This is a genomic window from Trinickia caryophylli (assembly GCF_034424545.1).
Classification (GTDB): domain Bacteria; phylum Pseudomonadota; class Gammaproteobacteria; order Burkholderiales; family Burkholderiaceae; genus Trinickia; species Trinickia caryophylli.
In genome coordinates this window covers 4,045,362-4,067,966 of record NZ_CP139970.1, presented here as the reverse complement: position 1 = coordinate 4,067,966, position 22,605 = coordinate 4,045,362, and the positions used below count along the sequence as shown (strand labels likewise).

Below are 22,605 nucleotides of genomic sequence, written 5' to 3'. Positions count from 1 at the left end.
GCGGCGTAAGGTGTCCGTGACCGCGCTCGACGCGGCACGAGGGCGCGCGGCCGACCGCGGAAATCGTCGCAAAGCCCCGCCAGCGCCGCCATCCGGGGCCTCCCGAGCCGCCGCAGGCCAACGCGGTGACGCCGCCCGTGACCGGAACCGGGCGGGCGTTTTGCGCTCTATCAAACATTTCGTTACGTGCGCCGATGGCGCAACATCGGCCGGAACGAACCCGCCTCGTGCTACACGCGGTAAAATCCCGGCCAATCGAGCATCGCGCGCGTCGCGTGCCACTAACCAACCGGAGCAGCGCGAGCTGCCACCCTTGCAATGCCGAATCCCGCAGAATCCCATCCGCAGAACGACTTCATGAACGCCGCGCGCAAAGAGCGCAAGCGCGTTGAAATCTATCTCGTCAACGGCATTCGTCTGACGGGCTGCATCGAGTCGTTCGACCAGTATCTGGTGATGTTGCGCACGCCCGTCGGGCTGCAAGGCATTTACAAACGCGCCATTTCCACGATCCAGCTCGATACGGGTACGCGTCCCGGCCCGCGCGGCCCCCGCCCGGGCGGCCACGGCGACCGGCATGGCCCGCGCGAAGGCGGAGGCCCGGGGCGCGAACCCCGGGAGCCCCGCGAACCGCGCGATGCCTATGGCTCGCACGGGCCGTCGTCCTCGAGCGAGCGCTCGAACGATGCCCCCGTGGTGGTGACGCGCCGCCGCCGGCCGTTCAGCACCGTGCCTCACAACGATACGGGCTCCCACTCGTCGGGCGGCTACAACAACAACAACAACAACGACGAATAACCGGCACCCTGCGTCGGCGCCGTGGCGGTGGTACCGCGAACAGTTGCCGCCGGCAGCGAGGCACCGCTCCCGTCCCTGCGGCATCGGCGCAGCGCTACCGTTCGAGCCCGTGCCCGCAGGCTACCGCTCGCCTGGTTCCGGGCTCCCCTGGCGGTGAGCGAGGCGCGCAAGCAAGATATCCACACGCAGGCGCTGTTCGTGCGTCAGCTCGAATCGGCGGCATATGTCGAGTACGCGGCGGCGCCAATATTCGCGCGTGAGCGTGCGGTTCTCCGGTTCGCCGATCGCACGTTCGAGATGATCCAGATCCGCATCGACCAGATCGAACCCGTGCATCTTGCGCCCGGGCTCCGTCTGTTGAATGGACATGGCTACAGGTCCTTGCCCCAGGTTCCGACCGGCTCAGGGCGCGCAAGCCCGATGCCCGCTTTTCATCTGAGGATGCCTGGAGCCCACGCTGGAAAGCCTCGTCGCCCGCCGCCCCATGTGTCCACCCAGCAGCCTGGCGGAGCCAAACGGCCGAAGCCGTTCGGCAAGCGTTACATGCGCGTGTCATATCGTGCGGCGAGGCCGCTCCGGCCCACACGTCGTACCTACTGAAGAACGCCCGCCGCTGGGCTATGCTGTTTCAACACACCCACGGCAACAGGACACCACCATGACCGCCACCCAACCTGCGCCGGCCTCGCATCCCGTCGAATCATCCGATGATCGGCTCGACGAGGCGCTCGGCGAAACATTCCCCGCGAGCGATCCGATCGCCGTCGATCCGGCCGAACCCGACGGCCAGGCCGAGCACCCAAAGAACAGCGATCGATCGTGAATCCGATGTCCAGTTGAGCGGCACGGCCGGCAACCCGGGGCACCCTTGCGCCAGCGAAGGTCCAGGCGTTTTCCGGCAGCGATTGTGGTATACCAATTGACATCGCATACCGCGATACCAACTTACCTGCCGAGGGGTGTCAATGGATTCGACAGCCGACACGATCGCCGCCGCGCTGCGCGATCTGATCGTCAACGGCGAACTGGCCGACGGCGCGCGTCTCGTCGAACGCGATCTGGCGGAGCGCTTTTCCGTCAGCCGGATACCGCTTCGAGAGGCATTGAGAAAGCTCGAGGCGTGGGGCCTGGCCGACATCCAGCGCAATCGCGGTGCCGTGGTGCGCACGCTGGGCCGTGGGGATATCGAAGAGATCTATGACCTGCGCGTGCTGATCGAAGGCGATGCGATCTATCGCGCCGTCAAGCGGATGGACGAGGAAACGCTCGTGCGGGCAACGGTCGTGCATCGGCTGCTCGGCACAGCGAAGACGCGCGACAAGCAAGGCGAACTGAACCGCGAGTTTCACGAACTCATCTACGCGCCCTGCGGCAACGCGCGCCAGTTGCGCACGATCCGCGAACTGCGCGCTCAAGTGGAGCGCTACGAACGCCTGCAGACCTCACTGCTGGCCGCCACGCCGGCGTTCCAGCGCGAGCACGCCGACATTCTGAACGCATGCCGCGAGGGCAACGCGAGGGCGGCACGTGCCGCCACCGTTGCCCATCTGAATTCGGCGCGCAACGCCGTCATCGAGTTGCTGACGTAGGGCCTGTGCCGCTTCGCCACAACCCGATGCCCGGCCGCCCCGCTCAATGTGCGCGACGCGGCAAACCCTGCTCGTTCTGCCGCTGGAGAAGCTGAACCTGGCGACGCAGCTCGCGCAGTTGCTCCTGCGCCGCACGCTTTTGCGCCGCGAGCGCGGCGGCCTCGTCACGCGCCTGCTTCTGGCGGTTCGCGACGACCTTCTGTTGCTGTCGCGCGACGTCGAGGTCGGCCTGGAGCCGATCGGCGCGTGCCTGCGAGAGGGCAATCAACCGTTCGGTATAGGCTTTTTGCGCGGCGAGCTTGGCGCGGCGCAACTCGACATCGGCCAGCTGGGCGCTCTTGTGCGCGAAATCCGCATAAATCGCTTCGGCGCGGCCCTCGTCCGAGGTCTTGATCACGCGCCAGAAGTTCTTTTGTTGGAAAAGCACCACGTAGTAGGTGAGCTCATTGCCATAAAGCAAGAGGCTGGCGCCATAGCTGCCGTTGTAGCTCGTGCGCAGCTCCGTCAGCTCGTTACCGTGCATCAAGCGTTGCAGTTCTGCGACATTGCCCTGCGCTTCCTTCTGCTCGGTGGCGGTCGGCGCCGATGCCGCATCGGGCTCGGACGCAACCGGCGCCGCGGCGGGCTCCGAAGCGGGCTTTGAAGAGGGCTCTGAAGCGGGCACAGCCGCCGCAGGCGTGGAAGCCGCTACTGGCGCACCGACACTGGCGTTCGATTGCGCACCCGCGCAACCGAACATTCCCAAACCCCCGACCACCATGAGCGCTGCAAACGCTGTTTCCCGCATACGCGAAAAATGCCTCATTGTCAATTCCTGCGCGAATAGTTTTATTTTGAGTGGCCTGCCAGACTGACTCAAGCTCATGACTCAAGCCTGACATTATCAGTCAGTATCGCGTGTTTCGGGCTCCTCGTCGAATATTTGGTACTTACGCATCTTTTCCCACAATACCTTCCGGCTGATGCCGAGATGCTGCGCGGTATCCTGCCGCCGCCAGGCGTTGGACGCGAGCGCCGCAAGCACACGGCTGCGCTCGGCCATATCCCACTTGCTCCTGTCGACGATGAGATCCGCAGCCGGCACGGCCGCCGTCATCGGCGTGTGGCGCGCGTGCGCGAGCAGCCGCCTCAACCGCGGGGTATCCCATGCGCCGATCTGACGCACGGTCACGCCGATCCGCTCGGCCAGGTTGCGCAACTCGCGCACGTTGCCCGGGAATTCCGTGTCGGCAATCGCATCGGCTAACCAATACGGGATCCCGGGCAGTGCGGCAAGCCGTTCCGGCCCGACCACCGAGGCAATGAACGCATTGAAGATCGCGATCTTGTCCACGGGCCCGCGCTCCTCGAGGGACGGGATGCGCAGCTCGATCACGGCAAGGCGGTAATAGAGGTCCGCACGAAAAGCGCTGTCCTTCACCAGTTGCGGCAGATTCTTGTTCGTGGCCGCGACGAGGCGAAAGTCCACCTTGACCGGTGTCGCCGAGCCAATGCGCGTAACCGCCCCGTCCTCGAGCACGCGCAGCAGCTTCACCTGCTGGTAGAGCGGCAGATCGCCGATCTCGTCGAGAAAGAGCGTGCCGCCGTCGGCCTGCTCGAAGTAGCCCTTGTGCGCGCCCACCGCCCCGGTGAACGCGCCTTTCGCATGGCCGAAGAAGAGCGACTCGAAAAGGCCGTCGGGAATCGCGCCGCAGTTCACGGGCACGAAAGGCCCGTCGCGGTAGCGCGAATGCTTCTCGTGCAGCAGTTGGGCGATGCGCTCCTTGCCGACGCCCGTCTCGCCGCGCAGCAGCACGCTCGTATCGCAATCGGCGAACGTCTCGACCTCGTACAGCAGCGCCTGCATGCATTCCGAATGAGCGACGAGCACGGTCGGTGCCGCGGCCTCGGCGGTATGCGCGCGCAACTGAGCGGCGAGTTTCGCCACCATGCCGCGCAGTTCGGCACAGGTGAAATCGAGCGGCAGTACGTGCGAATACTCGGGCGGAAAGCTCGCTCCGTCGCGCTCGCGCGGCACCGTGCCGACCCAGATCACAGGCATCCCCCCGAGCATGTGCCAGTCGTGCGAGGAACGCGCGCTGCCCTCGATGACGCTTGCGCTGACGATGGCGATCGATGCGCGCGCCGCGCCGCGAACGGGTGGCATCGTCATGGCGTCCGCGCGCACGACCTCCACGTCGAAGCTGGCCAGACAGCGCGCGGCGCGCTCGACGATATCGGCGTTGCCCTCCCAGACGTAGACGTCCAGTTCCTCGATTCGATTGGCCGCTCTCATTGTTCGCCCTATGGTCCTTTGGCGCTGAGCTATCCGCTTTGGCGTCTTGTTGGTATTCGATTCAATACACGAGCTTCGACACGCCGCAGGTGAGCGACAGGTCGTGAATCTCGGCCACGCCGATCTGAACGCCGAGCAGCTGCAGCAGCGGCTCGACCACGGCGTCGAGCGCGATGAGCACCGGGCTCAGCAGCGTCGAGAGCAGCGAGACGAGCGCACCCGTCAGCGAATCGAGGAGGCTCGACGGCAAGCCGAAGAGTCGGATCGACAACGCACCGGGCTGCGCAAGCGAGGTGGCGAGACCCGTGAGCGCATTGGCAAGAATGCCGCCCACCGCGTTCGAATCGGCGCTCTGATAATCGTCGTCGTTGCCGCTCACGCCGTCGAACGAAAGCGACGGAGAATCCGCGGGCCCCACCGTGGCCGTGAGCGGCAGTGCGGCCGTCACCTCGATCAGATTCGGCACGTCGACGAGCGTCGCGGGCTGCGAACAGCTGAATGGCTGCGATGCCGCAAGGTTTGCGGGCCGCTTCGCAATGCAAATGTTGGCGAGGCCGGGCGTCGCACCGATCGTCGAGCGGCTTGCCGGCTTCGAGCTCGCACAGGAGATCGATTCGAGCCATGCATTCCCGGGTACGGCCTCGAGCGATATCGGCAACTCGAGCGCGACCTGGCCAATAAGCGGCAGCGGCGGCAGGCTCAGGCCGATGTTCATATAAAGCCGCAGTTGCGCCGTGTGCGCCATCGTTCTCCAATTCCGTGTCGCCGGGTCGATACCGGCCTCGCCGACGGCAAGCACCGGCGGCTCGATGATCTGCAGCAGCAGCGACAGATCGGCGCCGGGCAACTGCACGCCCGCCGAAACGTCGATCGGCGGCTGCCCGGCCTTGGCAATCTGCGCGGCAACCATCAACGCGTCGAAGGGGCTGATCGTGGCGTCGAGCGCGCTTTGCGAATCGGCGAGCCCGAGGCTCAACAGCCCATGCGCATCGCTGCTGTCTCCAATCGGAAACGATATGGCGTTCGACATGCCGCCCGCGACGATGGCCTGCAGCGTGGCAAGATCGGTTTGCAGATTCGCATCGGCGACCGATGTATTCGACAACGCCGTCAGCATCAGCTGCGCGAGCCCGGCCGCGCTGACCCGGGCCGCCAGCAGCTGATCCACCGTGCTCACGCCGAGCGCCGCCGCGAGATCGCCGAGCTTCACACGGGCGTTGGCGAGCGATTCGTACGATGCCAGCGACAGATTCACGCTGCCCCCCAGCAAAGCATTGAGCAACGCATTGACGAGGCCGCCCTGCAATTGCGCGAGCGCCGTCCCCACGGTGAACGCACCGAGATTGGTCGCCTGGGCAGTCGCGCTCGCGCTGATCGTGCGCGCCGGCCCAAAAAAGATATACGGCACCGGGCGCGTCGCCGTTACCTGGACGGCATTCAACGGCGCCTGACCGCTCGCACTCGAGAAGTAGCTCGGTCCATTGTTTTCGCTCGTATCCCATCTGCCGCATGCGAGGTCCAGCGACTGCCCCTGCGCCGTGGCCGAGAACCCATTCGCGTCGGCGTTCGCCCGTGCGGTGAGCGGCGGCTGCGTGCAGGTATCGTCGAGCGTTTGCACCGCCGCCAGCGCCGCGAGGTCGGCAACCCGCTGCAGCGAGCGGCGCGCGTAAAACAGGTTGCCGATGTCTATCGCCCCGAGTGCCACCATGACGAGTCCGGCAAAGAGCGCGACGATGACGCTCGACACCCCGCGTTGCCGTTGCGGGCCAGAGTGCAATGGTCTGACGATCCATCGTGAACGAAGCACGGCCGGCGCCCCTCACTGCCCGTCGGCCGCCGACGGCCCGCCGCCCACGTTCGGATAATCGACGCGCAACGCGTTGCCGCCATCGAGCGTCGAGCCGAACCGGCTCGGGATTTTCGTCCTGAACGACTTCATATAGCGCTCATAAGCGAGACCAGCTTCTTCGCCGAGCATCGGCTCGGGCGTGGCGGCAGCACGCCCGCCGCGCTGAAGTTCGAGCCAGGCGCGCGTCGCCGCGCCGATCTGTCCGGCATGCCGCCCGCCGCTCTCCGGCGCTTGAGCACGTGCCGCCGCGGTACCGCATGCGAGCAATGCCGCACAGGCCGTCAGCACAGTAAGCTTCGACACCGCCACGATCGTCGTTCTCATGTTCGTCCCCGTCGGATTGAAGATCGTCATCGCGCAAATCGTTGCAGCAGCGATGGCGGCACATCGGCGCCGCCCGCCGCAGCCGGCGGCCTCAGCGACACAAGCGCCGCACCTTCTTGCGCCGGCCGGGCCTGCAATGGCGCGGCCGACTGCGCCGCGCGACGCGCGCGTTCCGCCGCCGCCACCTTCTGCGCGTCTTGCCGGATCGCGTCGCGCACCAGTGCCGGGAAACGCTCCTCTTCCATCAGAGCACGCGCCTGCCCATCGCGCCCCTCGGCGAGGAGCAGCAGCGCCAGGTTCGAGAGGACGCGAGCGTTTTTCGAGTCGAGTTCGGCCGACTGCATGAGCGGCACGCGCGAGCCGGCCACATCGCCCGCTCGCAGCCGCGCATAGCCGAGATCCGAGAGCGTCGCCGCGTCAGTGGGCGCCAGCGCCGCCGCTTGGGCGAGGTGCCGCGCCGCCTCGTCGAAATGGCCCGCGGCCGCCGCGAGCAGCCCCAGCCCGCGATAGCCGCGCGCCGCAAGCGGCGTCGCCAACAGCGCGCCATACGCGGCCGCGCTCGCCTCGGGCTGTCCAGTCATGCGCAGTGCGTCGGCACGCAGCAGTGCAGACTCGGGATTGGCGCCGTACTGCTTCTGAAAGGCGTCGATATGCGCGAGCGACGCGTAATAGAGGCCTCGTGCCTGCATCTTGTCGATGAGCGCGAGGTACATCCCGGGCGTGTCGGGTCTGTCGGGTCTGTCGGGTCTGTCGGGTCTGTCGGGCCTGTCGTCCCTGGCGGCGCGCAGCATCGCCGCCGCACGCTCCGCCTGCGGTCCCACGCCGTAGCCCGATTCCTTGAAGGCGCAGGCACCCGCGCTCAGCGTGACGGCCACACACAAGGTCCATGTCGAGAGTCGAATCGGCAAACGGTACTTCATCAGACGTGGCTCCGATAAACCCGGGCATCGCTGCCCGGAAAAAACGATCGCGCGGCACATCATCGGTGAGCCGCGCCCAGCATCTGCGTGACGGCGAGGAGCCCCGGCCCGGCCGTCACGATCAGGAGCGCCGGTAGCAACGTGACGATCATGACCCCGGTCATCTTCACGGTCAGCCGGCCGATGCGCTCGCGCAGCATCGCCCGCCTCGTTTCGCGCAGCCGCTCGCCGAACTGGCGCAGCGGTTCCTGAACGGCCCCGCCATGGCGGTCGACCTGAATCATCAGCCGCACGACAGCTCGCAAATCCTCGTTGCCGAACGTGTTCGCGAGCCGCTGCATCGATTGCTCGCGCGTGCGGCCAGCGGCGAACTGACGTTGCGCGACTTCCAGCTCGCCCGATAGCACGGGCAGCATCGAGCGAAAATCGTTAACCATGACCTGCAGGCTCTGATCGAGCGACAGTCCCACACCCTGCAACAGCCGCAGAAGATCGACGAGCACCGGCATCTCGTCGGCCACGCTCCGGCGCCGCATCGCGGCGCGACGCTGCAACGCGAGCTTCGGCGCGAGAAATCCCGCCGTGAGCGCCGCTGCCGCGCAGACGAGTCGTGGCAAGCCGGAGTGCTGAGCGCCCCATGCCCAATCCGCGACGAGCGGCGCGAACGCGGCGCCGGCAATGCGCGAGAGGAGGAAGATGCCCCTCGCCCGCACGTCGATGAAACCGCATTGGTCGAGCAGCAGCCGGTCCTCCGCCGCAACGATCTGCCTGCCCGGCTTCGTCTCCAGCCAGCGCGCGCCGGCCGCACCCAGGCGCCCGAGAAGCGACGAGGTCGGCTCGCCCTGCGCCATGCCGCGCGTTGCCGAGCCGCTGGCCGGAGCCGCCGCACCAGCCGCGCGCACCGCATGCTGCCCGCCGGCCCTCGAGGCCATCCGTTCGGGTGCAACGGCTACCTGGCCGTGCGCCGATGCGGGCACGGGCGCGACGGTGGCCCGTGCGCGCCGTTCGAGCGCGCCGCGCAGCACGCGGTCACTGCGGCGATCGGCGGCAAGCCGTGCCAGCAGGCCCGCCGCGAGCAACAGCAACCCGAGGGCGGCCAAGGCAAGAGCCAAAACGAAGATTCGATTCGACTGCATCTCAGGCCCTCAGCCGCGCAAGGCGGTACAGCAGATAGGCGCCCGCGATCTGCAGACCGAAAGCGAGATCGACGAGCCGCCGGCCCTCCGGGTCCGCCCACATGGCGCTGAAATACGTCGGCTTCGCGGTCACGATGAGTCCGCCGATGACGATCGGCATGGCCGCGAGCACCCACGCGGACAGGCGCGTTTCGGCCGACAGCGCGGCAAGCTCGCGTTCGGCCTGCTCGACGTCGCGCATGAACGCCGCCATGCGCTCGAGCATGACGTCGGCGCGGCCGCCGTATTTCACCGAGAGGCGCAGCACCGCGCCCACGAATTCGAACTCCCGGACACGGTAGACGGCGCCGATGTGCGACAGCGCACGATCGATCTCCATGCCGGCGCGCATGCTGCGCGCGACGCGCTCGAGGCACTCCCGCAATGGCCCCTCGCTCGTTTGCATCGCCGCCTGAAACGCGGCGGGGACGCTGTTGCCGAGCGTAACGAGCCGCACGATACCGTCGAGAAATCCGGGCAACTGCTGGACGATCGCGAGCCGGCGCCGTTGCGCGCGCGCCGTCACGAAAAGGCAGATCAGGCAGATGCCGGCCGCGCCTGCAGCCGTGCCCGCCAGGAGCCCAGCGTCGATGGCGGCCGCCGCTGCCAGCCCCGCCACCACAGCGGCGGCAAGCGAAAGCGGCAGGCGCGCGGCTTCGAGCCCGGCACGCGCGGCCAGATTGTCGAGCGCGGGTACGCGAAACGCCGGCCGCGCGTTTGTCCGCCGCGACGTTTCAGTTTGCGCTTGCGCGGACGCACGCAAGGTGCCGGCAGCCGGGAACTGAACCGGGCCGGTCGAACGCACGGCGCCCGACGGCGCGAAACGCTCGATGACGCGCGCGGCGCCGGCCTGCCGGCGGGCGCGCGTGCCGCGCTGGACGAGCACCAGGGCCAAACCCGCGCAAAACAACGCGAACGCGCAGAACCATGCGGCGGCGCTAGCCACGCAAGCCTCCTGCGTTCATCGTCGTGCCGAACCCCGAATCGTCGCCGAACGTCCCCGCAAAGGCGCGCCGGAAGCGCGCGAGCTTCGGCGAATGCGGATGAATGCCGAGCGATACCCAGTTATCGATTTCCTCGCCGTCGGCGCCGATCATCGGCTCATAGCGATAGAGTTCCTGCGTTGCGATGATCGTGTCGGCAAGCCCTGTGACTTCCGTGACCGAGAGAATGCGTCGCCGCCCGTTGGAAAGCCGCCCGATCTGCACGATGAAATCGATGGCATTCGCAATCTGCCGCCGCAGGCTCGATTCCGTGCCCTGAAAGCCCGCGAACCCTGCCAGCATTTCGAGCCGGTAGAGGCATTCGCGTGGCGAACTTGCATGAACGGTGCCCATCGAGCCATCGTGTCCCGTGTTCATTGCCTGCAACATCTCGAGCACCTCGCCGCCGCGCACTTCGCCGACGATGATCCGATCGGGACGCATGCGCAGCGTATTGCGCAGCAGATCGCGAATCGTGACGAGTCCCGCTCCGTCGAAGCCGCCGGGCCGGCTCTCGAGCCTCACGACGTGCGGATGGTTGAGCGAGAGCTCGGCCGTGTCCTCGATCGTCACCACGCGCTCGGGCTCCGGAACGTGGAACGCCAGGGCATTCAGGAGCGAGGTTTTGCCGGAACTGGTGCCGCCCGAAACGAGAATGTTGCAGCGCGCCGCGACGGCCGCCTCGAGCAGGGCCGCGATCTGCTCGTCATAGGTACCGTTCTCGAGCAAATCCGACGGCCGCAGCGGATCCTTGCGGAACTTGCGGATCGACATGACCGGCCCGTCGATCGAAAGCGGCTCGATCACCACGTTCACCCGCCCGCCATCGGGCAGCCGGGCGTCCACCATCGGGTTCGACTCGTCGAGCCGCCTGCCGATCGGCGCGAGAATGCGCCGCACGATGCGCAGCAAGTGCGCGTTGTCGGCAAAGCGCACGGGCATCTTCGTCAACACACCGTGACGCGAAACATAGACGTCGCGATACCCGTTGACGAGAATGTCTTCGACGGCGGGATCGTTGAGCAGATCCTCGATCGGGCCGAAGCCCGCCAGCTCTTTCGTCAGCGCCTCGGCGATGAGGCGAACCTCGCCCTCGTTGATCGGGATGTGGCGCAGGCGCACGAACCCGTCCATCTCGAGATCGACGAACTGTTTGATTGCGCCGCGCGACCATCGGCCGAACTCCGCTCCGAGTTCTTCGATGCGCGTGAGCAGATGCTCGTGCGCCGCATGCTTGACGTCCTGAAACTGCTGCGTGTGTGCGAACGAAGACGCATCGCCAGCAAATTCGATCGGGTCCGACATCGTCTATGCGCGCCTCGAAAAAAGGTTGCGGAGAAAAGCGTGGAGCCCGCGCTTCGTGCCTTGCTTCTTGGCTTGCCTCGTGCCTTGCTTTGCCCCGTGTGCCGCCTCGCCGGCCGCGCCTCCGCCCCCGCCGCCGCCGCCGCGGTCCGCAAGACGCTGCGCGAGCAGCTCGAGCGCGCGGGCATACGGGTCGCGCGGTGCGGCCTCCACGATCAGCCTGCCCTGGTTCGCCGCGCGAGCGAGCGGTACCCGGCGCGCGGGCAGCGTCGCGACGAGCGGCAGTTCGAGCTTGTCGGCGATCTGTTGTGCCGAGAGCCCAACGTCGCGGTCGAACTTCGTCACGACGAGGCCGAGCATTTCGCGCTCGATGCGGGCGGCCGCCAACTGCGCCGCGAGATCGGTCGCCGAGACGACAGCGCCGAGCGATGGATCGCAAACGAGCCAGACGTCGTCGGCCGTACGCGCCACCTCCGCCACGAACTCGCCGTTCGAAAAACCGCCGAGATCGACGATCTGATGATCGAAGAACGCCCGCAGCCGGCTCAGCAGCGCGACGGCCGACGCGTGCGACACCGTGCGCAGGGTCGAGAGCGCAGGCGGCAGCGTGGTCAGCGCGAGTCCGCTCGCGTGTCGCGAAAGCGCCGTGTGCACGAACGTCTGATCGAACCTTCGGAGATTGCGGACCGCTTCGACGAAATCGAATTCCGCGCGCGTGTTCAGATAAAGCGCGCCGTCGCCCGCCGGCAGGCCGAGATCGATGAGCGCCGTGTGGCGCCCCGCGCCGCGCCGCTGCATCGTCACAGCGAGATTCGCGGCGAGCGTGGAGACGCCAACGCCCACGCGTGCACCGAGCAGCACCGTCAGCCTGCCATGCCGCGCGTCCGGTTCCGCCATATGCTCGAGCACATGGCGCGTGACGCGCATCGCCTCGTCGGTGCCGGCGCCCATGTCGACGAAATCGCGCACGCCCGCACGCAGCGCCGCGAGCGCCGTCTCGGGCTCGGCGAGCGTGCCCACCGCAACCACCGGTAGTTGAGGAGCCTCTATGCGCAGGCTCTGCACCGCCGAGGCGGCTAGCCGCGCATGCGGGCCCGAAAAGTCGACGAAAACGAGCGCCGGCGGATGAGCGGCAATGCGTTGGGCCAGCAGCGCCGGCTCGGGCACCGCCTGCTCGAGCGTGCCAGCGGCCACGAGCGAGTCCGCGAGCCAGCAGGCGTTCGCCTCGTTCGTCGACGCGAACAGGAAATGGTAATGATCGACTGCGGCTCGACTGGCCAATGGTTCCACCCTGGCGTTCATGGGCACCTCGTTTTCGATCGCGGCCTGGGGCGGGACACCGCGTTCACTGCGAAAACCCCGGTCCGGCGTCGCGCGACATCGCGCCGCCGAGATAGCTGCGCCAAACCGGCGCATCCCGCTGCTCGCTTTGCTCGCCCGGCGTAGCGGGCACGCGCGCGTTCCTGGCGAGCGGTGCGACGAGATGCGGCGTGACGACGATGACGAGTTCCTTGTCGCTTTGCTGATAGTTGAGCGACTTGAAAAAGGTGCCAATGATCGGCAGGTCGCCGAGCAGCGGCACCTTGCTCACGTTCGAACGAGTCTCGCGATCGACGAGGCCGCCGATGACGAAGCTCTCGCCGTCGCCCAGCTCGACCGTGGTATCGGCTCGACGCGTCGTGATCGCCGGCACCGATATGCCGTTGATCGTCACGGCGTTCTGGAAATCGAGCTGGCTCGCTTCGGGCGCGACCTTCAGCGCAATCCGCTTCGCGCTGAGCACGGTTGGCGTCAACGTGAGCCCCACGCCGTACGGCTTGTACTGGATCGACGTCGTGCCGAGCGCCTCGGGCACCGGCACCGGAATCTCTCCGCCCGCCAAAAAGCTCGCGCTTTGCCCCGAGAGTGCGACGAGCGTCGGCTCGGCCAGGACGCGCGCGAGATTGTTGCTTTCCATCAGGCTCAAATCGGCAAAAAGGCCGTGCGCGGCCGAGTTCAGCACGAGGTTGAACGCTGAGGCAATGGGTGCGCTCACATCGGCGTGAAAGCCCCCCGTCGCGCCGCCGCTCAACGACTGAAGCGCGGATGGAGCAAACGTGCCGAACGCGAAGCCGTTGCTCTGCTTGAACAGATTCAGGCCGGCTTCCTTCAGCACCGCGCGGCTGAACTCGACCACGCGCACATCCACCTGCACGACTGCCGGCGTGGCGATCGCCGAGACATCGACGATCCGGCCGTCCTTGGACTTCGCCGAAGCAGCGGCGGCCGATGCGCGCCGATGCGCTTCCATGGTCGGCGACGAGCCGGAGATGATGGCATCTCCGCCCAGCGCACTCACGCGCGCCGTGTCGTCGCCAAGCAATGCGGCGGATGACGCGGGCCTCACGTCGAGCGTATAGCTTTGCGGCGCGACGTGTCCCGCGCTCCACATCATGAGGCTCGTCGTACCGGCGCCTTTGGCGACGAGGAACACCGCATGCCTGCCCGCGCCCTCCTTGAGCAGCAGCACATCGGCAACGGCGGGATCGCCCACGGCCACGCGCACGATCGTCTCCCCGGACGCAAGCTGCCGCTGCTCGCCGACGGTGAGCGATATCGTGCGCGGCTTACCGGCAACGACCGCCGCAGCGCCAGGGCTCCCGGCTGTCACATCGGCCGCCCAGGCGCCCCCCAGCGCCTGCGAGAGCGCAACCGTGCAAGCGATGAGGCACCTCCCGCGAACCCGTTTCCCCGTGTCGATTGTCTTGGTCATGTCATTGAGCCCGCCTGCTGGGCCTCGTATCGTGTCCGCCCGCCTCCCCGTGGTCCGGGTAGCGGGCTGTCCGGCTGCCGGACCCAGGCGTTTGCGCGTCGCACGCCGGGCGCGCCGCACCGTTCAGTACTCGATCGTTTGCGGGTGCCCTGCCCGTATCACCTCCACGCTCGAGCTCACCTGTGTCCGCCGCGGCGGCACCTCGCGGCCGCGCGATGCTTGCGCGCCCGATAAGACCGCCAGCGAGACGCCCTCGTCCTTCGCCGTGGTCCCGGCGCCGGGCGACGCCAACGCCGTCGCCGCCGCCATCGACGCGCCCGGCAACCGATCTGCACCCTCCGTGTCCCGCGGGCTGCGCAGCGCAAGCAGCACTCGGCCCGCACTGTCTGCGAGCGCGAGGCGCTCGACGTCGGCGGCCGGCACCGCCAGTACGGCCGTGCGCGGGTGTACCGTGCGCTCCGAAGCCTTGCCGCCGCCCGCGGCGGTATCGCCGAACGCAAGCACGCGCAGACGCGAAAGCAGCAGCTTGGCCTGCGTGCGCGTGACCTCCGCGCGCGCGGCAAGCGCGGCATTCTCGCGCTTGAGCATCACGTAGACATCCACGAAGTTTCCAGGCCGGAGACGATCGCCTACCGCGCTCGCCTCGTCGACGTGTACAGCGACCGCACGCTGCCCTGGCTCGACCTGCTCAGCAAAGCCCGACGACAGTTGCGCTTCGAACACAGGCGCGCCGGACTCGATGTCGGTAAGCGGCACGCGCCGCGCGAGTGCCGCCGGCTCCACGTACGTGCCTTGAGGGCGATGGGCGAGGCGCTCGACGCGCAGTGCGCTGTCCTCGATCGGTTGCCCCGCCGACAGCCTGCGCGCCGCGACCACGACAGGAAAGCTGGCCTGCGCGGCAGGCGCGACGTGCGGCGGCCGCGGTGCGGGCCGGCGGCTCAGCGTCCACGCATAGGCAGCCAGCAACAATGCGGCGGCGATGAGCAGGCCTGCCGCCACTCTTGTCAGATTGGGCATGGCCGCTCCGGGCGTAAGGGAGGCACGTCCGAGCGGGCGGGCGTGGCCGCCGACCGCGCACCGCTGCTCCCTCCAGGGCCGCTCACATCCGTCATAGCACGTTCTCCGGGTTGATCTGCACGACCGCCGCGCTCGTCAGCGTGCCTGGCAGCGCGATGTCCAAGAGCGGCAGCGCCGGCACGAGCGGCCGCGCGGCATAGTCATACGTGAGCGTGACCGAGATGCAGTCCATCGAGGCGTCGTAGCTGCAAGGCTGCGCCTCGGCCGCGCAACGCGAGCCGCCGCCGAGCCACGCCGCCGCATTGCTCGCCACCGTGCAGGCGCTTTGCCCTCGTGCCGCAAGCGCGGCCTGCGTATTCGAAGCGCTCTGGTAATTGAGCGCGGCTCGCGCCCCTTCTTCCGCTGCCAGTGTCAGGCTCTGCTTGGCCACGAAGATCAAACTGAACGTGGCGACTCCGTAGAACACCGCAAAGAGCAGAGGGAACACGAGCGCAAACTCGACGGCCGTGCTGCCGCGCTCGCCTCTCGGCCTGCACCTCGCGCGCTTGGCCGCGCTCATGACGCCCGCCCGATAAACAGTTGGGCGAGCAGCGAAAACATGGCCGCCGCCACGAGCAGCGCCGCGTACGGAGCCGCGCGATGGCGCCCGAGGGCGAACGTCGGTTCGCCAGCGCGCCGCAACACATGTCCCGACCTACGCGCGATAACGAGCACGACGAGCGCATGCACGGCCGCGGCGATGCTTGCGGCGAGCCACAATCCGACCAAAGCCGAGGCACCGCACCAGCCGCCCAGCACCGCGAATACCTTGACGTCGCCCGCACCCATCACTCGTATTGCGAAGAAAGGCATGAGCGCGACGAGCCCCGCCGCCGCACCGAACATCGCTGGCAACGGCGCGACACCAAACGGGCCGGCCCGCGCCAACGCGCAAGCCATCGCAGCGAGGAACCCGGCCGCGACGAGAGCATTCGGCACACGCCTGCAGCGGCAATCCGAAACCGCCACGGCCACCGCCCACGACGCGAACAATACGCTTCCGAGCGACATTGGCGTAAAAGAAAACCCAGCTCGTGAATAGACGAGTCGATCCGCTCCGATTGCTCGAAAAAGCAATCGAAGCGCCGACACCTTTTAACTGAAAAGCGCAGCCGCTTTATCGCCGCTTTACGGTCGAATTACGATCCGTTCAGACTGGTCACAATATTTTGGAATGCGGTCTCCAAAGCAGTCGTGACCGAATTCAGGGAGCCGACGATGGCGACCGCGATAAGCCCCGCGATCAACGCGTACTCGATCGCGGTTACGCCGCGGTCGTCGTTCAGGAAGCGTCCGATAAGCTTGTTCATGGTGTCCTCGCATGTGGAGACCGCCGTCGCACGGCTACGACGGCCTGGCGCGCCGCGTCTCCGGAGGCACGACATACGGCAGCCGGCCCGGTCCGGGCAGGACTGCAATAACCGTATTTCGCTCCGATTTTCCGCGCGCGGCGTTTGCTGCTTGGTATTGTTCAGTACACCCGATCGAAAAGCCGCCAACCCCTCGTTCAGCGCGCCGCCTCCATCCTCGGAACCGATTCGGTTTCCAGGTGCAATCGGCGCAACGCGACTTTTACACCTGTTTAGGCCATTCGCTAAGTTAGGGCTAACGATAGTTTAGATAGATTCCACTAGTTTCTTAACCGGTTTTTATCGCGCGTTACGAGCGACGGCGTAACGCCGCGCCTCACGCGTTACGTTACGCCGCCGCGGCGCGAGGCCGCACACAGCGCTCGCCCACGATGCGCCCGAGCCCCCCGCTTTTGCCCACATCCGCGCAGCGCATGGCTCGCGGGCACGACGCCGCCCTTCTCTCGCCATATCGTTGCGCCCGCAACGGTCATTGGCATGCCGATTGCAGAACCACCGCCCGCGACTTTCTCAATCGACAACAAGCGAGCGGACCATGTGCCATCCAACATCAAACGGGGTATTCCGAATCACCGCGGGCCTGACCGCACTGGCAGCCGTGCTTTCGCTTGCGGCATGTGGCGGTTCCGGCACGCTCAGTCAAGGGCTTGGCTCGACAAGCGGCGCAGGCGGCACGGACAGCGGCAGCGCAAGCAGCACGACGAGCGCGAGCGCCGGAGGCAGCGGCAGCAGCAGCGGCACGACGGTCGGCTCCGGTGGATCAGGCTCGGGATCGGGTTCCGGTTCCACCGCAACGTCCAACACGGTCGGAAAAATCGCCGACAGTACGGGCGGTCTGGTCAGCACGATCGGCTCGACGATTTCGGGCGTGGGCACGACTGTGGGCTCGCAAACGCTACCCGGCGTCAATCCGCAAACAACGCAGGCTGCCGGTGCGGTGGTGCAAGGCCTCGGCGGCGCGGTGTCGGCGCTCGGTGCCGGAATCTCGCAAGGCCTCGGGCAGTTGGGCGCTACGAGCGATCCGCTCGGTACGACATTGGCAAGCGCGAGCCCCACCGTCGCTCAGCTCGGCGGGGCCGTGACCGCAACGGGCAACCTCGTGTCGAGCCTCGCGGCGCACGGCCCCCTGTCGGCTCTCGCGCCATTGACGACGCCCCTCGGCGGCGCTCTCGCCAGCGCCGGGACGGCCGTCACGCAGGCCGGAACGGCGCTGGGCGGCGTCTTGTCGAGTGGGGCCATCGAACAGGTCACGCAGCCGGTCAGTGCGCTGATCACGCCGATTACATCGGCACTCGCGGCTACGACGCGCGACGTCGGCAATACGAGCGGTGTGGGTGCGCCGCTCGCCGCATTGCTCGGTACCGCGGCGGGCGCACTCGGCAGAGCCGGCTCGGTCGTAGCATCTGCCGGCGGCGGCGCAGTGACGAGCGGTGTCGGCGCGACGCTCGCAGCAACCGGCAACGCGGTAGGCGCCGCCGCTGGGCTCGTGAGCGGCACCGGCGCGGCAGGCACCGCGAATCCGCTGGGCTCGCTCGCGGGCGCCTTGTCCTCCGCCACAGGCGCGTTGAGCGCCGTGAGCCCAGTCGCGACGAGCACACCACACGGCACGACCACCGCAACCACGAACAACCCGCTCGCCGCTATCACGGGCCTGCTTTCGACGGCGACAGGTGCGCTTTCGAGCGGCACAAGCTCATCGGGCAGCACGACGTCCGGCCTGCTGTCAGGGCTCGGCGCGCTCACGGGTGCGCTCACCGGATCGCTCACCGGCGCGGTGCCGAAGAAGTAATAGATCGGTGCCGCTGCGCAGTCGCGGTTTCGTCGATGCGCGGCAGCACCTGGCCACAGGCGGGCGCCACGTTGCCTGCCATTCGCTCGCGCACGACGCGCCCCGCCGTCGCCCGCGGCTACACACAACGAGGAGCACATCATGTCTCATTCACACCGTCTCTTTGCGCGCCACACGGCGCCCTGGCGCGCGAGCGCCGTCACGCTCGCCGTTGCCTGCGTGCTTGCCGGTTGCGGTAGCGACGGCACGTCGGTCCCGACGACGGCGACCACCACCGGCGTTACGCCCCCGCCCGATACCCCCGTCACACAGACCACGGCCTCCACGGCAGGCACCGTCAACACGGTGGGCAAGACGGTTTCCGACCTGGGCGATACGATCGCCGCGCAGACGCTGCCCGGCGTGAGTCCGGGTGTAACACAAGGCGCGGGCAGCACCGTGTCGGCACTCGGCGGCGTGATCGATCGCGCGGCCGACGCGCTGAGCGGCGGCCTCGGTCAGATCGGCACGAGCGCGAACCCGGTGGGGGCTACCCTGACGGGTCTCGGTTCGACCATCAGTTCGACGAGTGGCGTGGTGGCCGGCGCGGCGAAGACGGTCGATGCGCTCGGCACCGGCAACCTCTCGGCGCTCTCGCCCGTCACCGCGCCGCTTGCCGGCGCGTTGTACACGGCGGCCAACGGTATCAACGCGGGTGGGATGATCCTCGCCAACACCATATCGTCATCGGCCGTACAGCAGGTCACTCAGCCGCTCAGCAATGCCATTACGCCGCTCGTCGTCACGCTTGGGCAGACGACGCAGACGGTCGGCGCGACCAGCGGCCTCGGTCAACCGCTTTCGGGAGCGCTCGCGCAGATCGGCGGTGCGCTGCAGGGAGCGGGCACAACCGTGGGCGGCAGTGCAAGCCATCCTCTCGTCGCCGACGGCGGCCAGTTGATCTCGAGTCTCGGCGCAACGGTGACGAACGCAGGCGGTCTGGTGAACCGGAACGGTCCCAACGGGGCGGCGCCGATTCCGGGGCTCATCACAAGCCTCGTCGGCAGTTCCAATACGGCCGTTGCAAGTGGCGGTGGAAACGGCGGCGCGAGCACGAGCCCGCTCGGCGGCCTCGGCTCGCTGCTCGGAGCAGCGGCGCCGGCAGCGGGCGGTGCGATGACTACGGGCGCGAATCCCTTGTCGGCGCTGACAGGCGCGGTCACATCGCTGCCGGGTGCGGGAGCCACGGGCGCCGCCGGCGCGACGGGGGCGGCCGGCGGCGCGGGTCTTGGCAGTTTGCTCGGCACCGTCTTGCCGCTCGGCAAGACGCAATAGCGCGCCCCGCGCAAAGAAACGCGACGTTGCGGCAGGCCGAGCGTCGACGAGTGGGCGGCCGGGCGTACCGGCCACCCGCGAACGCGGGCATGGTCCCGCAACAGAACGCCAAGAAGACCTGCCACGAGGCGAGCCGCCGCTTTCGATCGGAAGCGGTTCCGAGTTCGCCCACCTCTGGCCATACGAGGACACACGATGACGAGGACACGACCTTGGCTGATGGCGCTCGCCTTGGCGGGCATGCCGGCCGCAGTCGCCGCGCAGGCGCGGCCCGCCGCGAGCGGCAATCCACTGCAGGCGCTGCCGCAAATCGAAGCCCCGAGCAAAGCGCCGAACGTCTCGGTGCAGGTCGAACATCGCACGCCCGCGCTCGAACAGTTGCTCGCGAGCCGCCTGACGCCATCGAAGATTCAGATCGAGGGCGTCAGGGCTCTGCCATTCGCGGACGTCGCCGCACGTTTCTCCACGCTCGTCGGCAAGGACATCACAATCGCCGAATTGATAGAAACGGCCGATAGCGTGACGCGGCTCTACCAGCAACGCGGCTACGCGCTCTCGTTTGCCTTCGTGCCGGCACAAACGTTCGAGAACGGCAACGTACGCATCACGGTCGTCGAGGGCTACGTCAGCGAAGTGACGGTCACAGGCAATGCGGGGCCGAGCGAACGAAAGGTCCGGGAGATCGCCGAGCCGATCCGGCGAGAGCGGCCGTTGCGGCGCGACACTTTCGAGCGCTACGTGAACACGCTCGGCCTGCTGCCGGGGCTGACGATCGCGGCAACGGTACCGCCGCCGCGCTCGACCGACGGCGCGACGGCGCTCGAGCTCAACGTCGTGCGCAAGGCGATCAATGCCGGTGCCGGCATCGATTTGCACCACCCGGGCGTGCAGGGCCTTCTATCGATGACCGAAAACGGGCTCGCCGGTTTCGGCGAACAGTTGAGCCTCTCCGCGCTTGCGCCGCCCGGACGCGACAGGCAAACGTACGTAGCGGCCAATGCGGCATTGCCGGTCGGCACGAACGGTGTGGTCACTCACCTCGATGCCGCACACTATCGCGGCCATCCGGTCGACAATCCGGGGCTGCCCTCTTACGTCGAACGCACAGTCGTCAACGAAAAACTGGGCCTGTCGGCCAGCTTTCCGCTCTATCTGCGCGACGCGCACAAGCTGACCGCCACCGTGGGCGGCTATGCCTCGCACGACGAGAACAGTTATCGCAACACGATCAACGGCGCGCGCCTCGGCCTGCGCTCGCAAGTGCGCGTGCTGCAGGCACAGCTCGACTACACGGAGGCACTCCCGCGCCAGACCCGTCGCGCGAACCTGACCGTCGCCAAGGCATTCGATGTGCTCGGTGCCTCGAAGGCCGGGGATACGAACGTGCCTGGCGTCACGCAAACGAATCCGGTTTCGCTGAACTTCGTGCGCACCACGGCGAGCGCATCGCAAAGCAACGAGTGGCCTTGGAAGATCGGAACGACGGTCTCGCTGGCGGGGCAGTACAGTCCCTCGACACTGCCCACGTCCGAGCAGGTCGCGTTCGGTGCGCAGCGTTTTGCACTCGGCTACCAGCCGGGTGAAGCGTCGGGCGATTCAGGCTGGGCCGCCGCCTTCGAGATCAATCGCCCGCTAGCGATTCACCTGCCCTACCTGCAAACGCTCACGCCCTACGTATCGTTCGATCTGGCACGCGTGTACCTGCATACGGGCGCACCGGCGCCGGCGAAGCTCGCATCGGTTGCAATCGGGCTGCGGATAACCGACGCGAAACACTACAGTGTCGACCTCTCGCTTGCGAAGGCGGTAGCCGACGCGCCGATCGAGAGCCCATCGCGCAGCCCACGATTGAACGCCACGTTTTCATATCAGCTTTTTTGAAGGCTCTATCCGGGCCCTCGTGCCTGATTAGAGGTTCCACTCGCGATCGCACCGGCTTTTTTCACGCGTATGCTGCGCAGATCAAGACGAGACGTGGAGCGCCGGCATGGCGTCACCGCGCAAATCGAACGACAGACAGTCAATCAAAGGAGGAACGCATGACGCACATCTCGCACCGCGCATGGGCCATCGCCCGGACAACGGCAACCCGGCTCGTGGTAGCGGGCCTGCTCACCGCAAGCGCCACGCTCGCGGCCGCACAGGGCAACGAAACGCCGGTGGGCGTGTGGCAAACGATCGACGACCACACCCATCAGCCGAAGGCCCTCGTCCAAATTACGCAAGGCGCCGACGGCACGTTGAGCGGCAAGGTCATCAAGGGGCTCAACCCTGCGGACTCGCCCGATCGCCGCTGCACCGAATGCTCGGACGAGCGCAAGGATCAGAAAATTCTCGGTATGACGATCATCCGCGAGATGAAGCCAAGCGGCGATCACTGGGACGGAGGCAACATTCTCGACCCAGAAAACGGCAAGGTCTACAAGTGCAAGATGACGCTCGAGGACGGCGGCCAAAAACTCGTGGTGCGCGGTTATATCGGCGTATCGCTGCTCGGCCGCTCGCAGACGTGGCTTCGTCAATCCAATGCTTCGTCAGCGCAAGCGCAAAACTGAGGCGCGTGCCGCCAGACCTTGTTGCCGACGAACGACCATGCGCCGTCGGCCATTTTCGTTAGCGATCGGGGAGCCGGTGTGGTTGGCTCCTCATCTCATGCCGCGCGCCGAAGCGAAGCCAGATAGCTGAGCGCCGGTGCCTCGACACTCGAGAACGCGGGCACGCTGAGCGTACGCGAGCCCAGTGTCGAGCGCATGCGCAGCTTGATCGAATCACAGAGCGTCTCGGCTGCATCGCCGTACAGCTGCGCGAGCACGTGCCTGAAGACACCCGAGTCGTACCAGATCTTGAAGCGCCGGTGGCATGTTTGGTACGAGGGATAGCGACGAGGCATCGACGACCAGGCCGCGCCGCTGTATATGACCCAAAGCACGCCGTTGAGTACGGCGCGTGTGTCGGTAAGCGGCCGGCCCCGCGAGGGAAGTCGCGGTTGCAATTCAGGAAACAGCGTGACCACGCGGTGCCATTGTTCGTCCGTTATTTCGCGATAAGGGGTCATGTGCGCCTCCTTCGTGAGTACAGAGTGCACGATATGCCCCACCCGAGCCGGCGA

General features: G+C 67.2%; 23 protein-coding genes. 7 read left to right on the top strand and 16 right to left on the bottom strand.

The window, feature by feature from the left end; genetic code table 11:
* Positions 1 to 318 precede the first annotated feature (318 nt).
* Positions 319 to 798 (top strand): RNA chaperone Hfq, encoded by a 480-nt coding sequence (gene hfq, locus U0034_RS18395; RefSeq protein WP_085229547.1) that lies wholly within the window; start codon positions 319 to 321, stop codon positions 796 to 798.
* Positions 799 to 918: 120 nt separating this feature from the next.
* Here hfq and U0034_RS18390 read toward each other — a convergent pair whose 3' ends face one another.
* A complete protein-coding gene (locus U0034_RS18390; protein ID WP_085229546.1) occupies positions 919 to 1,167 on the bottom strand; it encodes a hypothetical protein in 249 nt (82 codons plus the stop codon).
* Positions 1,168 to 1,456: 289 nt separating this feature from the next.
* Between U0034_RS18390 and U0034_RS18385 the strand changes: the two genes are divergently transcribed.
* Both U0034_RS18385 and U0034_RS18380 read left to right on the top strand, forming a co-directional pair.
* Positions 1,457 to 1,621 carry a hypothetical protein gene (locus U0034_RS18385; protein WP_170151701.1) on the top strand — a complete coding sequence of 55 codons (165 nt, stop codon included), beginning with the start codon at positions 1,457 to 1,459 and terminating at the stop codon, positions 1,619 to 1,621.
* Positions 1,622 to 1,763: 142 nt separating this feature from the next.
* Positions 1,764 to 2,387 (top strand): GntR family transcriptional regulator, encoded by a 624-nt coding sequence (locus tag U0034_RS18380; RefSeq protein ID WP_085229545.1) that lies wholly within the window; start codon positions 1,764 to 1,766, stop codon positions 2,385 to 2,387.
* Between the two features lie 43 nt (positions 2,388 to 2,430).
* On the opposite strand, the gene U0034_RS18375 is transcribed toward U0034_RS18380, so the two are convergent.
* From U0034_RS18375 to U0034_RS18310, 14 genes are all read right to left on the bottom strand, one after another.
* A complete protein-coding gene (locus U0034_RS18375; RefSeq protein WP_085229544.1) occupies positions 2,431 to 3,192 on the bottom strand; it encodes a DUF2968 domain-containing protein in 762 nt (253 codons plus the stop codon).
* Positions 3,193 to 3,270: 78 nt separating this feature from the next.
* Complete coding sequence (locus U0034_RS18370) at positions 3,271 to 4,662, bottom strand: sigma 54-interacting transcriptional regulator (RefSeq protein WP_085229543.1); 1,392 nt, start codon at positions 4,660 to 4,662, stop codon at positions 3,271 to 3,273.
* A gap of 61 nt (positions 4,663 to 4,723) precedes the next feature.
* Positions 4,724 to 6,409 (bottom strand): TadG family pilus assembly protein, encoded by a 1,686-nt coding sequence (locus U0034_RS18365; protein ID WP_233211975.1) that lies wholly within the window; start codon positions 6,407 to 6,409, stop codon positions 4,724 to 4,726.
* 72 nt (positions 6,410 to 6,481) lie between these two features.
* Entirely contained in the window at positions 6,482 to 6,865 is a 384-nt protein-coding gene (locus U0034_RS18360) for a DUF3613 domain-containing protein (RefSeq protein WP_085229542.1), read from the bottom strand.
* A complete protein-coding gene (locus U0034_RS18355; protein ID WP_162800997.1) occupies positions 6,862 to 7,755 on the bottom strand; it encodes a pilus assembly protein in 894 nt (297 codons plus the stop codon). Before U0034_RS18355 ends, U0034_RS18360 begins: the two co-directional genes overlap by 4 nt.
* A gap of 59 nt (positions 7,756 to 7,814) precedes the next feature.
* Positions 7,815 to 8,891, bottom strand: a complete 1,077-nt coding sequence (locus tag U0034_RS18350) for a type II secretion system F family protein (RefSeq protein WP_085229540.1) — start codon at positions 8,889 to 8,891, stop codon at positions 7,815 to 7,817.
* Position 8,892: 1 nt separating this feature from the next.
* A complete protein-coding gene (locus U0034_RS18345) occupies positions 8,893 to 9,876 on the bottom strand; it encodes a type II secretion system F family protein (protein WP_085229539.1) in 984 nt (327 codons plus the stop codon).
* Complete coding sequence (locus U0034_RS18340) at positions 9,869 to 11,218, bottom strand: CpaF family protein (RefSeq protein WP_085229538.1); 1,350 nt, start codon at positions 11,216 to 11,218, stop codon at positions 9,869 to 9,871. Before U0034_RS18340 ends, U0034_RS18345 begins: the two co-directional genes overlap by 8 nt.
* 3 nt (positions 11,219 to 11,221) lie before the next feature.
* Positions 11,222 to 12,517: a fimbrial protein gene (locus U0034_RS18335; protein ID WP_102623014.1), complete on the bottom strand. Its 1,296-nt coding sequence runs from the start codon at positions 12,515 to 12,517 to the stop codon at positions 11,222 to 11,224.
* A gap of 43 nt (positions 12,518 to 12,560) precedes the next feature.
* Complete coding sequence (locus U0034_RS18330; RefSeq protein WP_085229537.1) at positions 12,561 to 13,967, bottom strand: type II and III secretion system protein family protein; 1,407 nt, start codon at positions 13,965 to 13,967, stop codon at positions 12,561 to 12,563.
* 123 nt (positions 13,968 to 14,090) lie between these two features.
* Positions 14,091 to 14,984 carry a Flp pilus assembly protein CpaB gene (gene cpaB, locus U0034_RS18325; protein WP_085229536.1) on the bottom strand — a complete coding sequence of 298 codons (894 nt, stop codon included), beginning with the start codon at positions 14,982 to 14,984 and terminating at the stop codon, positions 14,091 to 14,093.
* A 91-nt stretch (positions 14,985 to 15,075) separates the two neighbouring features.
* The gene (locus U0034_RS18320; RefSeq protein ID WP_085229535.1) at positions 15,076 to 15,543 is read right to left on the bottom strand and encodes a TadE/TadG family type IV pilus assembly protein; all 468 of its coding nucleotides are present in this window, start codon (positions 15,541 to 15,543) and stop codon (positions 15,076 to 15,078) included.
* On the bottom strand, positions 15,540 to 16,034 hold the full coding sequence (locus U0034_RS18315) for an A24 family peptidase (protein WP_085229534.1): 495 nt from the start codon (positions 16,032 to 16,034) through the stop codon (positions 15,540 to 15,542). The genes U0034_RS18320 and U0034_RS18315 overlap by 4 nt, the downstream gene beginning before the upstream one ends.
* A gap of 128 nt (positions 16,035 to 16,162) precedes the next feature.
* Positions 16,163 to 16,333, bottom strand: a complete 171-nt coding sequence (locus U0034_RS18310) for a Flp family type IVb pilin (protein WP_085229533.1) — start codon at positions 16,331 to 16,333, stop codon at positions 16,163 to 16,165.
* Between the two features lie 595 nt (positions 16,334 to 16,928).
* On the opposite strand from U0034_RS18310, the gene U0034_RS18300 reads away from it, so the two are divergent.
* The 4 genes from U0034_RS18300 to U0034_RS18285 all read left to right on the top strand — a co-directional run bounded on the left by U0034_RS18300 (position 16,929) and on the right by U0034_RS18285 (position 22,051).
* Positions 16,929 to 18,182: a collagen-like triple helix repeat-containing protein gene (locus U0034_RS18300; RefSeq protein ID WP_085229532.1), complete on the top strand. Its 1,254-nt coding sequence runs from the start codon at positions 16,929 to 16,931 to the stop codon at positions 18,180 to 18,182.
* A gap of 141 nt (positions 18,183 to 18,323) precedes the next feature.
* A complete protein-coding gene (locus tag U0034_RS18295) occupies positions 18,324 to 19,496 on the top strand; it encodes a collagen-like triple helix repeat-containing protein (RefSeq protein WP_085229531.1) in 1,173 nt (390 codons plus the stop codon).
* Between the two features lie 195 nt (positions 19,497 to 19,691).
* Positions 19,692 to 21,377: a ShlB/FhaC/HecB family hemolysin secretion/activation protein gene (locus tag U0034_RS18290; RefSeq protein WP_085229530.1), complete on the top strand. Its 1,686-nt coding sequence runs from the start codon at positions 19,692 to 19,694 to the stop codon at positions 21,375 to 21,377.
* A gap of 158 nt (positions 21,378 to 21,535) precedes the next feature.
* Positions 21,536 to 22,051 carry a DUF2147 domain-containing protein gene (locus tag U0034_RS18285; RefSeq protein ID WP_085229529.1) on the top strand — a complete coding sequence of 172 codons (516 nt, stop codon included), beginning with the start codon at positions 21,536 to 21,538 and terminating at the stop codon, positions 22,049 to 22,051.
* 95 nt (positions 22,052 to 22,146) lie between these two features.
* On the opposite strand, the gene U0034_RS18280 is transcribed toward U0034_RS18285, so the two are convergent.
* Positions 22,147 to 22,551, bottom strand: coding sequence for a transposase (locus U0034_RS18280; protein WP_085229528.1), 405 nt, complete (start codon positions 22,549 to 22,551; stop codon positions 22,147 to 22,149).
* Between the last annotated feature and the right edge of the window lie 54 nt (positions 22,552 to 22,605).

Coding starts and splice junctions, on each gene's coding strand:
- hfq (WP_085229547.1), top strand. CDS start 319: ATGCCGAATCCCGCAGAATCCCATCCGCAGAACGACTTCATGAACGCC.
- U0034_RS18390 (WP_085229546.1), bottom strand. CDS start 1,167: ATGTCCATTCAACAGACGGAGCCCGGGCGCAAGATGCACGGGTTCGAT.
- U0034_RS18385 (WP_170151701.1), top strand. CDS start 1,457: ATGACCGCCACCCAACCTGCGCCGGCCTCGCATCCCGTCGAATCATCC.
- U0034_RS18380 (WP_085229545.1), top strand. CDS start 1,764: ATGGATTCGACAGCCGACACGATCGCCGCCGCGCTGCGCGATCTGATC.
- U0034_RS18375 (WP_085229544.1), bottom strand. CDS start 3,192: ATGAGGCATTTTTCGCGTATGCGGGAAACAGCGTTTGCAGCGCTCATG.
- U0034_RS18370 (WP_085229543.1), bottom strand. CDS start 4,662: ATGAGAGCGGCCAATCGAATCGAGGAACTGGACGTCTACGTCTGGGAG.
- U0034_RS18360 (WP_085229542.1), bottom strand. CDS start 6,865: ATGACGATCTTCAATCCGACGGGGACGAACATGAGAACGACGATCGTG.
- U0034_RS18355 (WP_162800997.1), bottom strand. CDS start 7,755: ATGAAGTACCGTTTGCCGATTCGACTCTCGACATGGACCTTGTGTGTG.
- U0034_RS18350 (WP_085229540.1), bottom strand. CDS start 8,891: ATGCAGTCGAATCGAATCTTCGTTTTGGCTCTTGCCTTGGCCGCCCTC.
- U0034_RS18340 (WP_085229538.1), bottom strand. CDS start 11,218: ATGTCGGACCCGATCGAATTTGCTGGCGATGCGTCTTCGTTCGCACAC.
- U0034_RS18335 (WP_102623014.1), bottom strand. CDS start 12,517: ATGAACGCCAGGGTGGAACCATTGGCCAGTCGAGCCGCAGTCGATCAT.
- U0034_RS18330 (WP_085229537.1), bottom strand. CDS start 13,967: ATGACCAAGACAATCGACACGGGGAAACGGGTTCGCGGGAGGTGCCTC.
- cpaB (WP_085229536.1), bottom strand. CDS start 14,984: ATGCCCAATCTGACAAGAGTGGCGGCAGGCCTGCTCATCGCCGCCGCA.
- U0034_RS18320 (WP_085229535.1), bottom strand. CDS start 15,543: ATGAGCGCGGCCAAGCGCGCGAGGTGCAGGCCGAGAGGCGAGCGCGGC.
- U0034_RS18315 (WP_085229534.1), bottom strand. CDS start 16,034: ATGTCGCTCGGAAGCGTATTGTTCGCGTCGTGGGCGGTGGCCGTGGCG.
- U0034_RS18310 (WP_085229533.1), bottom strand. CDS start 16,333: ATGAACAAGCTTATCGGACGCTTCCTGAACGACGACCGCGGCGTAACC.
- U0034_RS18300 (WP_085229532.1), top strand. CDS start 16,929: ATGTGCCATCCAACATCAAACGGGGTATTCCGAATCACCGCGGGCCTG.
- U0034_RS18295 (WP_085229531.1), top strand. CDS start 18,324: ATGTCTCATTCACACCGTCTCTTTGCGCGCCACACGGCGCCCTGGCGC.
- U0034_RS18290 (WP_085229530.1), top strand. CDS start 19,692: ATGACGAGGACACGACCTTGGCTGATGGCGCTCGCCTTGGCGGGCATG.
- U0034_RS18285 (WP_085229529.1), top strand. CDS start 21,536: ATGACGCACATCTCGCACCGCGCATGGGCCATCGCCCGGACAACGGCA.
- U0034_RS18280 (WP_085229528.1), bottom strand. CDS start 22,551: ATGACCCCTTATCGCGAAATAACGGACGAACAATGGCACCGCGTGGTC.